Raw genomic sequence first — 12372 nt, 5'->3', positions numbered from 1 at the left:
GTCACTGTAGGAGCGAACTTGTTCGCGAGACGATCAGCCTGACACACCGGGTATCCGTCTCGCCAACCAGTGGGCTCCTACAGCAATCTGCCGAAGCTACCAACTCATCTTCAGCTCGACGCCCAGGTAATTGCTGTCATGCCCACCCGCATCGCGCAGGGTCTGGCCGATGTCGTAATGGACCGCTTCGATGGCGCCGGTCAGGTTGGAGGTGAAGGCGTAATCGGTACGAATCTGGCCGTACGCCCCTGTCCAGCGATCGCCTTGCCCGGCGGTTCCGGCGGCGGCAATGTTCGGTTGCGTGTACACCGCATCGTCGGTGGTTTCACGCCAAAGCAAGCCGACGGCAGTCTGCACACTGAGCCTGGCGATGGGTTTGACCGTGATCGACGGCTTGATGTGAATGAGGTTGCTGTAGCCGGTGTAACCTGCGAGCGAGAAGTAGTAGCCGTTGGGGAACAGCGGATTGAAGGTGCCAACGGTGCCATCGCCGGCACTGCGATCACCGGAGGCAATGTCCATCTGCAAACCGATGCGCGGGGTCCAGGTTACCGTCTCAAATGTGTAACCCAACCGACTGCCGCCAGCCCAGGCGCGAATGTCTTTTCCGCCCACCGAGCCCCGTTGCAGCATGCCCTCGACGTCCCAGTCATAGCCCATGGCTGCGCCGCCCAGGCGGGCGTCGAAAATGTGCCGGGTTTCGTTGCCTTCGGCGTCCAGGTAATTTGCGTCGTTGCGCTCGTACAGGCCGTAGTAGGCCGACAGCTCATTTTTCCCGCCAATCAGCCGCTCGACCCGCAACATGTGGAAACGCAGGTCGCCGTTTGATTTGTCGTCGAAGTTACGGTCGTCCAGGTACTGCACCGGATGGCTGGCGATGCCGATGAAGCGCCAGTTCTCGGTCTCCCAATCCGCCCACAGCGCGTCGAACGATTGCCGCACGTTCGGGCCGTCCCGTGAAGAAACAAAGCGCTGCAGGTCGAAGGCGAAATCCTGCCGGCCGACGCGACTCTTGAACGTACCGGCGTCGAACGTCTTGATGTATTCCAGAAACGCCAGACGCAGATCAACGCGGTTTTGGTCCGCACCACCGATGGAAGTTTTGTCGAAAGCGCGGGCGTCTTCGAATTGGGTAAACAGTCGCCAGTTCTCATTGAAATGCAGGTCCGCGTGCACCTGAAAGCGCTGTATCAAATAGGCATCGCGGGCCACATCGCGCAGGCCGAACGCACTGGCGTCGTTCATCTCAAAGCGTTCGCGCAGGGTTGCGCCGAGTGAGAGGTAAGTGAACGGATTGTCGCTGGACAGCGAGATGTACTTGAGGCTGTCCAGCGGCTGGGTGCGCAGCGCCGGTTCCTTGAGCACTGACCAGTCTTCCTGCCAGCGGTTGGCTTTGATGGCAGGGCGGGTGGGCTGATCGTCGGCATGAACGCTGCTACACATGAACGGCCCGAGCAGGGGCCACACCAGCGCCATTTTCCACCCCGACGCTCGTATCCAGTCTCGACGGCTCATGAATGACCTCCCCCGGTGGTTGGCGATCACTTGGCTGCAATCAGCTGGTGGATCTCTGCGACATAACCCCCGGGGAACTGCACCATGGCCGAACTGCGGCCGTTACTGGTGAACGGCTGGACCAACACCTTGGCACCCGAGCCCGTCGCCTTGGCCAAAGTCTGGGTCAGGTCGGTGACTTCGTAGCCGGTGGTGTCATGGCCGAACGGGTAGGGCAGTTGACCGTTACTGACCAGCACAGTCATGCGCCCGAAGGTGGACTCGATGCTGACGCGGCGATAGGTTTCACCGCTGCGGCCAATGTCGATGGCAGGGGCGTGTTTGTCGTCTGCAACGACTTTGCCGTGGGAGAAGCCGACGAAGGATTTGATGAACGCATCGGCACGGTATGGCGAGACGTAAATGCGGTTTTCCGGAATGCTCTGGAACGCAGCGTAATTAGGGGTTTTGGTGTGCCAGTAAAACTGCATGTTGATGCCGCCCGGCCACTGGATGACCACGTCACGACCGATAGGATCGGGGAAGTCGCTGACGATCACATCGGCACCGTTTTGCCGGGCTGCCTTGATTGCAACATCCATGTCCTTGACCAGATAGCCGTTGCGCTCCTGCCCGAACGGATGCGGGACCGGCGTCGTGAAACCAAACAGTGAGACCGTGCCGACCGGCGTTTGCAGCAGTTGCGATGTGGTGCTGCTTGGCACTGGCAGGACGTTGACCACCACCTGTTTGGTGCTCTGTCCCCCGAAGGTGGCGGTGAAACTCTGGACGAACGCTTCAACGTCGGCCGGAGCGACGTAGACGTGGCTGGTGTCGTACTGCGGCGCGACTGCAACCACCGCCGACTCGGCAGCCTGAGCGCTGCCCATCATCTGTACGGCCAACAAAGTGAGGGCAAGGGTTGCCCCGATCAAACCGTTACGCATGCGTACCTCCAACACTGATGAACGACGTGCATCGCCGCGAACTGACCGACGCAGCCAGCCCGGTTGCCGGGATATCGACGTGATAGAAGCCGCGAGGTTAAGGGCGCACTGGCTCAGGGAATTGAACAGACGTGCTATTGAGTACCGGATGCGAAATCTATGGCGCGCGAAAACCGCAGGGAGCTGTGCCTGGCTCAAATTGCAGCAGCGCTGGGATTCTTGTTGGAGCGAGGCTGACAACGCGGTTTACCTGACACACCTCATTCGCAGCTTCGCGGGCAAGCCTCGCTCCAACAGGTTTGTGTTTGACCGGACGTCAGCAGCGCCGCACATCCAAAGTGGGAGCGGACCTGTCCGCGAAGGCTGTTTGTCAGACGCCGAAAATCTATCGAATGTAGCGGCCTCTTCGCGGACAGGTCCGCTCCCACGGGGTTTGTGCCTGGCTTGAAAGACGAGTGAAATCTTCGTTGGAGCGAGGCTTGCCCGCGAAGCTGACGCCTGCGGTTTACCTGGCACACCTCATTCGCAGCTTCGCGGGCAAGCCTCGCTCCAACAGGTTTGTGTTTGACCGGACGTCAGCAGCGCCGCAGAGCCAAAGTGGGAGCGGACCTGTCCGCGAAGGCTATTCTTCAGGCGATTAACATCTATCGGATGTAGCGGCCTCTTCGCGGACAGGTCCGCTCCCACGGGGTTTGTGCCCGGCTTGAAAGACGAGTGAAATCTTCGTTGGAGCGAGGCTCGCCCGCGAAGCTGATGCCTGCGGTTTACCTGACACACCTCATTCGCAGCTTCGCGGGTAAGCCTCGCTCCAACAGGTTTGTGTTTGACCGGACGTCAGCAGCGCCGCACATCCAAAGTGGGAGCGGATCTGTCCGCGAAGGCTGTTTGTCAGACGCCGAAAATCTATCGAATGTAGCGGCCTCTTCGCGGACAGGTCCGCTCCCACGGGGTTTGTGCCTGGCTTGAAAGACGAGTGAAATCTTCGTTGGAGCGAGGCTTGCCCGCGAAGCTGACGCCTGCGGTTTACCTGGCACACCTCATTCGCAGCTTCGCGGGCAAGCCTCGCTCCAACAGGTTTGTGTTTGACCGGACGTCAGCAGCGCCGCAGAGCCAAAGTGGGAGCGGACCTGTCCGCGAAGGCTATTCTTCAGGCGATTAACATCTATCGGATGTAGCGGCCTCTTCGCGGACAGGTCCGCTCCCACGGGGTTTGTGCCCGGCTTGAAAGACGAGTGAAATCTTCGTTGGAGCGAGGCTCGCCCGCGAAGCTGATGCCTGCGGTTTACCTGACACACCTCATTCGCAGCTTCGCGGGTAAGCCTCGCTCCAACAGGTTTGTGTTTGACCGGACGTCAGCAGCGCCGCAGAGCCCAAAGTGGGAGCGGATCTGTCCGCGAAGGCCGTTACGCCCGCCCGCGCGTATCCGCCAGAATCCGCGCCGCATCGCGCGCAGGCGGCAGGCCGAATACGCGGGCGTAGTCGCGGCTGAATTGAGTGGCGCTTTCGTAGCCGACATCGAAGGCGGCGCTGGTGACGTTTTTCGCGTTGGCGACCATCAACGTGCGCGCCTGAAGCAGCCGAACCCGCTTCTGATACTGCAAAGGGCTGAGAGTGGTGACGGCTTTGAAATGACGGTGAAAAGCGGAAACACTCATCGCGGCCCTGTGCGCCAGCGTTTCGATCCGGATCGGCTTGGCGAAGTCCTGGCGTATCCATTGAATGGCCTGGCTCACCCGGGCCATGGCCGTGTCGGGGGCCGCGATTTCCCGCAGCATCCAGCCATGCGGCCCTTGCAACACCCGGTACAGAATTTCACGCTCGTAGACCGGACTCAGCGCCGTGATGTCGCCTGGTCGGTCCATCAACCGCAGCATGCGCACCCACGCGTCCATCAATTCAGGTGTGACCGCTGCCACAGAAAACCCGGCTTCTTGTGCCATACGTCCGTCAGGTGTTGGCAAATCCGCCAGCAAGGTCGCCAGCACTGCGGGGTCAAGCGTCAGGCTCACCGCCAGATAAGGCTCGCCCGTCGCAGCAGGGTGCACGGTGCCCACCGCAGGCAGTTCGATCGACATCACGAAATAGGTCGCCGGGTCATAGCGCAACGTACGATCACCGACGGTCATTGACTTACTGCCCTGCAGGATCAGGTTGATCATCGGGTCGTAAACCGCTGCGAGCATGTGCTCAGGGATCGCACCCTGAACCATGGCCACGCGAGGGATGCCGGTCTCTGTGCGCCGGTTTTCAGCCCTGGCGGCCAGCGAACGAAGTTCATCGAGTTGAGTATTCATGATCGGCATCTGAACCCAGCCCGACCGCTGGCGCAACACAAAAGCAGAAACAGGCAGGATTGGAGCAGGATCGGTTGCGCCTGCCCACCCTGCGCTCGCTACTGTGGACGCTCACTTGATCGACAGCGGAGCATCACATGAGCGTCATCGTTATTACCGGCGGCAGTCGCGGCATCGGCGCCAGTGCTGCCGAACACTGCGCACAGCGCGGCATGGGCGTCATCCTGACCTACAAGAGCAACCCCGAGGCCGCGGCTGCAGTGGTGCAGCGCATCCAGTCCAATGGCGGCAAAGCGGTTGCGCTGGAACTTGACGTTGCCGACGCCGGAAGTTTCGCCGCCTTTGGTGAAGCGGTGCGGCAGACACTGCAAGCGACTTGGGGCATCTCTACCTTGAGCGGGCTGGTCAACAACGCCGGGTACGGGCTGTTCAATCCGCTGGAAAGCGTCACCGAGGCGCAGTTTGATGGCCTGTTCAACGTCCACCTCAAGGGCCCGTTTTTCCTCACCCAAACATTGCTGCCGCTGCTGAAGGAGGGTGGGAGTATCGTCAATCTCACCAGTGCCACCACCCGCGTAGCGACGGCCGGCGTTGCCCCGTACGCTGCATTCAAGGGCGGTCTGGAAGTGCTGACCCGTTACATGGCCAAGGAATTTGGCGAGCGACGCATCCGGGCCAACTCGGTGTCGCCTGGCGCCATCCGCACTGAGCTGGGCGGCGGTCTGAATGACGAATTCGAAGCCTTGCTCGCCTCGCAAACCGCGTTGGGTCGGGTGGGCGAACCGGGCGATGTCGGTCGCGTCATCGCCACATTGCTGTCCGCTGAAAGTGCATGGATCAACGCGCAAAGCATCGAAGTCGCGGGCGGCTACATGATCTGAATTCGGCACCCCTTCCACATCCCGTTTGAGAGGCACCCATGCTTGATCATATTTTTCTGAGCGTGAGCGACGTCAATCGCTCCATTGATTTCTACACCGCTGGGTTGACGCCGCTGGGGATCACCGCGCGGCTGGATTACGACGGCAAAAACGGCCCGCCCGGCCACCCGGACCTCAAGGGCTTCGGTGCGAACGGGCGGGTGTTTTTCTGGTTGCGCGCGGGCGTGGTGGAAGGCCAGTCGGTGCACGTCGGGTTCGTGGCCAACAGCAAAGCCGAAGTCGATGCGGCCTACACCGCTGCGATGCTAGCAGGGGCTACCGACAACGGCGCGCCGGGTGCCCGCTTGCATTACGACCCTGAATACTATGCCGCCAATGTGCTGGACCCGGACGGATACAGCCTTGAGTTCGTTTACAAAAGCTGGCAGCACGGGTGATCAGTAATGGCCTGTGTCGCGCGGCTAACATCAACCCGTGGGAGGGAGCTTGCTCGCGAAGGCGCCAGTCCAATTGCATCATCTTCAGGGTCTGATCCTAACCCTTCGCGAGCAAGCGCCCTCCCAAAGGGCCTGGCGCAAGCAGATCTGTTTTAAACGGGCTCAGCGACCTCAGCCAGCACGGGATAGTCGGTATAACCCACCTCACCGCCGACATAAAAATGCTCTCGGCGGACGTCGTTGAGCGGGGCGTTTACCTTGAAGCGCTCGGGCAGATCCGGGGTTGCAATGAACGGTACGCCGAAGGCGATGGCGTCCGCTTTGCCCGTCGCGAGCCAGGTATTTGCGGCGTCTTTACCAAATTCTTCGTTGGCGATGTAAGGACCGCCGAACACCTGCTTGAGCATCGGGCCAATGCTGTCAGGGCCTTCCTTTTCCCGGGTGCTGATGAACGCGATCTTGCGCTCGCCCAATTCCTTGGCAACGTGCTTGAAGGTTTCGACCGGGTTGTCATCGCCCATGCCGTGATCGACATAACTGCCGACGCCGCCGTCGCCCCGTGGTGCCAGATGAACCCCGACCCGGCCTGGGCCCCAGACGCTGACCGCCGCGTCCGTCACTTCCAGCAGCAGACGGGCGCGATTGGCGTGGGAGCCGCCATAGATATCAGTGCGCGTATTGCTCGAGCTTTGCAGGAACTGGTCCAGCAAATAACCATTTGCGCCATGGATGAGCACGCCGTCGAAGCCCGCGCGTTTGGCGTTCTCGGCGCCTTTGCGGTAGGCCTCGATGATCCCTGGAATCTCCTCAAGCTCCAGTGCTCGTGGCGTCGGAAAAGGCACCTTGGGCCGAAGATGGCTCACGTGGCCGCCGGGCTGAATGGCGCTGGGAGCGACCGGCAATTCGCCGCCCAAGAACACCGGGTGGGAAATCCGTCCGACGTGCCACAGTTGCAGGACGATCTTGCCCCCTGCCTGATGCACGGCGTCCGTCACCAGGGACCAGCCTTGCACCTGCGCTTCGGACCAGATGCCAGGGGTGTCTGCGTAACCGACACCCATGGGCGTGACGGAGGTGGCTTCGCTCAGGATCAAGCCGGCTGAGGCGCGTTGCGCGTAGTACTCGGCCATCAATGCGTTGGGGATACGGTCAATGGCGCGACTGCGGGTGAGGGGTGCCATGACGATTCGGTTAGCCAGTTCGATATCACCGAACGTGACGGGGTCAAAAAGAGTGGTCATCAAGTGTTCCTGTGTTCCTGAAAATGACGCGAACTCGCCCGACCCTCTGAACCAGAGGGCAACAAAACGGGCGGGCTCAAATGCGCGAGATAAACATCCGAGCGCCGTGTCTCGGCGCCCGGATCAGTGACGGCGGTTCGGGTTTCAGCCCTTGCCCAACTTGACCAGCAGTGCTTTGGCGGCTGCTTCGGAGGAGGCCGGGTTTTGCCCGGTGATCAGCAAGCCATCCTCGACCACGTAGGACTGCCAGTCGCCAATCTTCGAGTACTGGCCACCGTTCTGTTTGAGCATGTCTTCGACCAGAAACGGCACCACGTCGGTCAGGCCCACGGCCTCTTCTTCGGTGTTGGTAAAGCCCGTTACCGATTTTCCGGAGACCAGCGGCTTGCCGTCGGCGGCTTTGGTGTGGCGGAAAATGCCTGGGGCGTGGCACACCGCAGCCAGTGGCTTGCCCGCCGCCAAGGTGCTTTCGATCAAAGCGATGGAATCGGCGTCTTCTGCCAGATCCCACAGCGGGCCGTGGCCGCCTGGGTAGAACACGGCGTCGAAGTCATCATGAGCAACGTCTTTCAAGCGCAGCGTGGTGGACAGTTGCGATTTAGCGCTGCTGTCTGCCTCGAACCGGCGAGTGGCATCGGTCTGGAAGTCGGGCTCATTGCTTTTCGGATCAAGCGGGGGCTGGCCGCCTTTGGGCGAGGCCAGCACGATGTCCGCGCCGGCGTCCTTGAACACGTAATACGGCGCCGCCAATTCTTCCAGCCAGAAGCCGGTTTTCTTGCCGGTGTTGCCCAGGTCTTCGTGGGACGTCAGAACCATCAGAATCTTCATGGGTGTTACCTCTGGTTTGAGTGGATAAGTGTTGTCGAGCAATCAAGCACCTGCCGTGTGGCCGACATCGCCTCATCGAACGGCGCGGTGGTACGCGTTATCTTTGCCATGACACTGGCGCCCAGCCACATTTGATACAGCCTCAGCGCTAGCGTTTGCGGCGTATCGGAGAAGACAAAGGATCCGTCTTCCAACCCTCGTGAAAGCGCAGCTGTCAGGCGTTTTATGACCTGCGCGGTGCCCCGTTCAAGCTCGAGCCTCATGGACTCGGAAAGATCGGCAACCTCCGCACCCAGCTTCACCACCAGGCATTTGCCGAAGTCGTGATGGCGGGTCTGGCTGTCCAGCCAGCGCTGCCAGTAGGTCATCAGTTTCAAACCCTCGCTGCCTGTGGCCGGCTGAAATATCTGATCCATGTCGGCCAGATAGGTCTGAAAGTACGATTCGAGCAGCGCTTGGCCGAAGGCGTCCTTGGAGCTGAAGTAATGGTAGAACGAACCCTTGGGCACCTTCGCCGACAACAGCACTTCGTTCAGACCTACCGCAGCAAAACCCTTCTTGCCGATAATCTGCGCGGCGGCATCGAGAATGCGTTGTCTGGAATCGGTGGGGGCGGGGCTGCTCATCATTGCGTCTCTCTCAGTAGACCAGTCGTCTAGTGGCTGAGTGAATGGTAGGCATTGGGGTCAGCCCCAACAATGTCGTATCCGCAAGGATTTCGGACACGGCCACAAAGATGCGTGCGCCACGGGCACACGGCGAGATAGCATCGGCCCCAGTCGCAGAAAGGCTGGCTGCTCGCCCGCACTGACACTCAGCCATGACCCGCGCAATTGCCGAAGAGGGCGTGATGCATACCGTTGCTTTGATCGTTTATCCCAATTTCCAGTCGCTCAGCCTGTCCGTGGGCTCGGTGTTCGAATGCGCGAACCTGATGCGTGGGGAGCCTGCCTACGCGTTTCGCCTGGTGTCCGAATCGGGTGGGGCCGTGATGTCGTCCCAAGGCTTTTCGGTGCTGACCGAGCCGCTTAATCCTGACGGCTACGACACGGTCATTATCAGCGGCCACATGGAATTCGAGCTGCCAACCCTGAGCCTGCTGCAATTCGTGCAGGCTGCCTCGACGCATTCACGTCGGATTGTGTCGCTGTGTACCGGCAGCTTCGTGCTGGCCGAAGCCGGGTTGCTGGACGGCAAGCGCGCCACCACCCACTGGATTTACGCCCCGGCGTTCAAGAAGCGCTACCCCGATATCCAGCTGGAGGAAGATCGACTGTTCGTGGTGGACGGGCAGATCTGGACCGGCGCCGGCATGAGCGCCGGCGTTGACCTTGCGCTGGCGATGGTGGAGAACGACCTGGGCACCGACATTGCCCGTCGCGTGGCGCGCAAACTGGTCATCTACCAGCGCCGTGGCAGCGAGCAGTCGCAGCTGTCGGCGCTGTTGGAGCTCGATCCAAAGTCCGACCGGGTTCAACTGGCGCTGGTCTACGCCCGCGAAAACCTGAAAAGCGATTTGTCAGTCGAAGCGTTGGCCGCCGTCGCGCGATTGAGCCCTCGTCAATTCAGTCGGGTGTTTCGTGAAGAGACTGGGCAGACGCCCGCCAAAGCCATCGAATGCCTTCGCGTCGAGGCCGCACGGGTCATGATGGAAACCAGTCGCCATCCAATAGAAATCGTCGCGCGCGAAGCCGGGTTTGCTAATCGCGAGCAGATGCGCCAGGCGTTTTTGCGCACCTTCGGCCAGCACCCGCAGGCGATGCAGCGAGCGTTGGCCCACACCGAGCGCGCTGGGTAACCCTGGTGAGCAATCACGGGGTGCCAGGTTTCCAGGTGGTCAGGTGATTTCGGCCAAAACATTTCGTCACGAAAAGCGCTGAACTAACGTCCAAGCGCAGGGCTCCTCTCTTGTGCGCAGTTAGCGCGACCTTGAAAAACCAGTGCTCCCGCACTGAGTCATCGTCCAGGTTCGCCGAACATTAAGGAGCCACCGTGATCCCAACCGCCCACCCCGTCTACCGAAGCACGCCAAGCCCGCTACACGCGATCTTGCTTGCCGGCACCGTGCCGCTGTTTCTCGGCGCACTGCTCAGTGATATCACCTACTACAACACCTACCAGATCCAGTGGGCCAACTTTGCGTCATGGCTCATCGCGGGCGGCTTGGTGTTTTGCGGCTTTGCCCTATTGTTCGCGCTGGTCAACCTGATCCGCGCAGACCACAAGGCTGGTCGTCCCGTGCTGTATTTTCTGCTGTTGCTGGTGACGTGGGTGATCGGGCTGGTCAACGCGTTCGAACACGCCAAAGACGCCTGGGCTGCCATGCCGATGGGGCTGGTGCTGTCCGTGATCGTGTTTGTGCTGACCCTGGTGTCGGCCTGGACCGGCCTGAGCAATCTGCAGTCGCAGCCCCATTCAAACGTGCGCACGGGAGAAGCCAAATGAAGCATTCCAACGCACTGACTGCATTGAGCATGGCGCTGCTTTTGAGCGCCTGCGGTGGCGAAGCGGACAGCACTCAAGCACGCGGGCCTGACCCGAAAATGCCCGAACCCCAAGGCGGTTTGCTACCCAGCATGAAGATCGCTGAACCCATGGCCTGGGGCGATCAGAAGCCCACGGTGCCACAGGGCTACCGCATCACGGCGATTGCTTCGGACCTGAAGATTCCGCGCCAGACCCTCGTCTTGCCCAATGGCGACATCATTGTGGCCGAGGGCCGAGGCGGCAGCGCTGCCAAGCTCAAGCCCAAAGACGTGATCGCCAGCTACATCAAGGCCCAAGGCAATACGCAGGTCAAAGGCGGCAATCGCCTGACCTTGCTGCGGGACGCGGACGGGGATGGCACCTACGAAACCAAAACAGTGTTCGCTGAAAACCTCAACGCGCCCTACGGCCTGGCGTTCGCCAACGGCAAGCTGTACGTCGCCAACCAGGACGCGCTGGTGAGCTTCGATTATCAAGACGGCCAGACCAAGGCCAGCGGTGCGCCGACCACCATCACCGACCTGCCGTCGAAGATTAACCACCACTGGACCAAGTCGCTGACCGTCAGCCCTGACGGTCGCTATCTGTATGTCGGGATCGGCTCGAACAGCAACGTCACCGAGCGCGGCATGGAAGTCGAGATCGATCGGGCGATGGTGTGGCAGATCGATGCCGTGACCGGTGCGCACAAGCCTTACGCCACCGGGGTCCGTAACCCGACCGCGCTGACCATCGAGCCTGAAACCGGCCAGTTGTGGGCCGTGGCCAATGAACGCGACGAGCTGGGGCCTGATCTGGTGCCGGACTATCTGACGTCGATCCGCGAGGGCGCGTTTTACGGCTGGCCTTATAGCTATTGGGGCCAGAACGTCGACACCCGCGCGCAACCGCAAAACCCGGAACGCGTCGCTGCCGCAATCAAACCCGATTACAGCCTGGGCTCCCACGTGGCCGCGCTGGGGGTGGATTTCTCCTTGCCGGCCATGGGCGACAAGTTCGCTGAAGGCGCGTTTGTCGGTGAGCACGGCAGCTGGAACCGGGACAATCCGGTGGGCTACAAGGTGATCTTCGTGCCGTTCAAACAAGGACGTCCAGCGGGTGAGCCCATCGATTTCGCGACGGGCTTCCGTGGCAACGACGGCAAGACTCGCGGCCGACCTGTCGGTGTGACGGTCGACCCGAAAGGCGCACTGATCATCGCCGACGACCTGGCCAACACCGTGTGGCGCGTCACCCGCAACAAGTAACACGCGATCCGGCACGGGGCGGGCAGTCGCCCCGTGTTATTCCTTGATGGCGTCCGGTAACTTCGCGATCACCTTGATCTCGAATTGAAAGCCGTACAGCCATGTCACGCCGACGCAGGTAATCGTCGGGTGTGGCGCTTCTCCCCAGAATTCCGGCACGACCTCCCAGATTTGCTCGAACGTCGCTTCCGGGTTGACGATGAACACGGTGACGTCTTGCACGTCCTCGAATGTACAGCCCGCAGCGCCCAGCACTGCGTTCAGATTGGTGAACGCCAGCCGCACTTGCGCCTGCAAATCGGGCTCCGGGGATCCGTCTTCGCGGCTGCCCACCTGCCCGGAAACGAACAACAAACCATTGGAGAGAACGGCGGGGGAGTAGCGATTGCGCTCATACAGCGCATGGCGGCCGGGCGGGAATACAACTTCACGTTTGCTCATGGTATGGCTCCTTCGTCGGGTCAGAGGCGACCCGCAATTAACGATGAGCTGACTTTAGGTACTTGTGCCGATGGG

General features: G+C 60.9%; 12 protein-coding genes. 5 read left to right on the top strand and 7 right to left on the bottom strand.

Going from position 1 to position 12372, the window contains the following annotated elements:
* Nucleotides 1-96 precede the first annotated feature (96 nt).
* The 3 genes from ACWKWM_RS10240 to ACWKWM_RS10230 all read right to left on the bottom strand — a co-directional run bounded on the left by ACWKWM_RS10240 (nucleotide 97) and on the right by ACWKWM_RS10230 (nucleotide 4735).
* Nucleotides 97-1515, bottom strand: a complete 1419-nt coding sequence (locus ACWKWM_RS10240) for an alginate export family protein (protein ID WP_483846033.1) — start codon at nucleotides 1513-1515, stop codon at nucleotides 97-99.
* A gap of 26 nt (nucleotides 1516-1541) precedes the next feature.
* Complete coding sequence (locus tag ACWKWM_RS10235; protein WP_483846032.1) at nucleotides 1542-2441, bottom strand: glyoxalase; 900 nt, start codon at nucleotides 2439-2441, stop codon at nucleotides 1542-1544.
* A gap of 1403 nt (nucleotides 2442-3844) precedes the next feature.
* Nucleotides 3845-4735, bottom strand: a complete 891-nt coding sequence (locus ACWKWM_RS10230; protein WP_483846031.1) for an AraC family transcriptional regulator — start codon at nucleotides 4733-4735, stop codon at nucleotides 3845-3847.
* Between the two features lie 137 nt (nucleotides 4736-4872).
* Here ACWKWM_RS10230 and ACWKWM_RS10225 point away from each other — a divergent pair, with 137 nt between their 5' ends.
* Both ACWKWM_RS10225 and ACWKWM_RS10220 read left to right on the top strand, forming a co-directional pair.
* Entirely contained in the window at nucleotides 4873-5616 is a 744-nt protein-coding gene (locus ACWKWM_RS10225; protein WP_483846030.1) for an SDR family NAD(P)-dependent oxidoreductase, read from the top strand.
* 38 nt (nucleotides 5617-5654) lie between these two features.
* Complete coding sequence (locus ACWKWM_RS10220; RefSeq protein WP_483846029.1) at nucleotides 5655-6053, top strand: VOC family protein; 399 nt, start codon at nucleotides 5655-5657, stop codon at nucleotides 6051-6053.
* 152 nt (nucleotides 6054-6205) lie between these two features.
* Here ACWKWM_RS10220 and ACWKWM_RS10215 read toward each other — a convergent pair whose 3' ends face one another.
* The 3 genes from ACWKWM_RS10215 to ACWKWM_RS10205 all read right to left on the bottom strand — a co-directional run bounded on the left by ACWKWM_RS10215 (nucleotide 6206) and on the right by ACWKWM_RS10205 (nucleotide 8748).
* On the bottom strand, nucleotides 6206-7294 hold the full coding sequence (locus ACWKWM_RS10215) for an alkene reductase (RefSeq protein WP_483846028.1): 1089 nt from the start codon (nucleotides 7292-7294) through the stop codon (nucleotides 6206-6208).
* A gap of 144 nt (nucleotides 7295-7438) precedes the next feature.
* Nucleotides 7439-8122 (bottom strand): type 1 glutamine amidotransferase domain-containing protein, encoded by a 684-nt coding sequence (locus ACWKWM_RS10210; RefSeq protein WP_483846027.1) that lies wholly within the window; start codon nucleotides 8120-8122, stop codon nucleotides 7439-7441.
* A 5-nt stretch (nucleotides 8123-8127) separates the two neighbouring features.
* Nucleotides 8128-8748: a TetR/AcrR family transcriptional regulator gene (locus tag ACWKWM_RS10205; RefSeq protein ID WP_483846026.1), complete on the bottom strand. Its 621-nt coding sequence runs from the start codon at nucleotides 8746-8748 to the stop codon at nucleotides 8128-8130.
* Nucleotides 8749-8972: 224 nt separating this feature from the next.
* Between ACWKWM_RS10205 and ACWKWM_RS10200 the strand changes: the two genes are divergently transcribed.
* From ACWKWM_RS10200 to ACWKWM_RS10190, 3 genes are all read left to right on the top strand, one after another.
* Nucleotides 8973-9920, top strand: coding sequence for a GlxA family transcriptional regulator (locus ACWKWM_RS10200; protein WP_483846066.1), 948 nt, complete (start codon nucleotides 8973-8975; stop codon nucleotides 9918-9920).
* Between the two features lie 194 nt (nucleotides 9921-10114).
* Complete coding sequence (locus ACWKWM_RS10195) at nucleotides 10115-10567, top strand: DUF2231 domain-containing protein (protein ID WP_483846025.1); 453 nt, start codon at nucleotides 10115-10117, stop codon at nucleotides 10565-10567.
* Entirely contained in the window at nucleotides 10564-11856 is a 1293-nt protein-coding gene (locus tag ACWKWM_RS10190; RefSeq protein WP_483846024.1) for a PQQ-dependent sugar dehydrogenase, read from the top strand. Before ACWKWM_RS10195 ends, ACWKWM_RS10190 begins: the two co-directional genes overlap by 4 nt.
* A 36-nt stretch (nucleotides 11857-11892) precedes the next feature.
* Here ACWKWM_RS10190 and ACWKWM_RS10185 read toward each other — a convergent pair whose 3' ends face one another.
* A complete protein-coding gene (locus ACWKWM_RS10185; protein ID WP_483846023.1) occupies nucleotides 11893-12297 on the bottom strand; it encodes a RidA family protein in 405 nt (134 codons plus the stop codon).
* Nucleotides 12298-12372 lie beyond the last annotated feature (75 nt).

The sequence above is a fragment of the Pseudomonas rosaeacicularis genome (assembly GCF_057128745.1).
This window is presented reverse-complemented; position numbering and strand designations above follow the sequence as displayed.

Bases quoted from the DNA above. Each gene is read 5' to 3' on its own strand.
- ACWKWM_RS10235 (WP_483846032.1), bottom strand. From the start codon at position 2,441: ATGCGTAACGGTTTGATCGGGGCAACCCTTGCCCTCACTTTGTTGGCC.
- ACWKWM_RS10205 (WP_483846026.1), bottom strand. From the start codon at position 8,748: ATGAGCAGCCCCGCCCCCACCGATTCCAGACAACGCATTCTCGATGCC.
- ACWKWM_RS10190 (WP_483846024.1), top strand. From the start codon at position 10,564: ATGAAGCATTCCAACGCACTGACTGCATTGAGCATGGCGCTGCTTTTG.
- ACWKWM_RS10210 (WP_483846027.1), bottom strand. From the start codon at position 8,122: ATGAAGATTCTGATGGTTCTGACGTCCCACGAAGACCTGGGCAACACC.
- ACWKWM_RS10220 (WP_483846029.1), top strand. From the start codon at position 5,655: ATGCTTGATCATATTTTTCTGAGCGTGAGCGACGTCAATCGCTCCATT.
- ACWKWM_RS10240 (WP_483846033.1), bottom strand. From the start codon at position 1,515: ATGAGCCGTCGAGACTGGATACGAGCGTCGGGGTGGAAAATGGCGCTG.
- ACWKWM_RS10230 (WP_483846031.1), bottom strand. From the start codon at position 4,735: ATGAATACTCAACTCGATGAACTTCGTTCGCTGGCCGCCAGGGCTGAA.
- ACWKWM_RS10200 (WP_483846066.1), top strand. From the start codon at position 8,973: ATGCATACCGTTGCTTTGATCGTTTATCCCAATTTCCAGTCGCTCAGC.
- ACWKWM_RS10215 (WP_483846028.1), bottom strand. From the start codon at position 7,294: ATGACCACTCTTTTTGACCCCGTCACGTTCGGTGATATCGAACTGGCT.
- ACWKWM_RS10185 (WP_483846023.1), bottom strand. From the start codon at position 12,297: ATGAGCAAACGTGAAGTTGTATTCCCGCCCGGCCGCCATGCGCTGTAT.
- ACWKWM_RS10225 (WP_483846030.1), top strand. From the start codon at position 4,873: ATGAGCGTCATCGTTATTACCGGCGGCAGTCGCGGCATCGGCGCCAGT.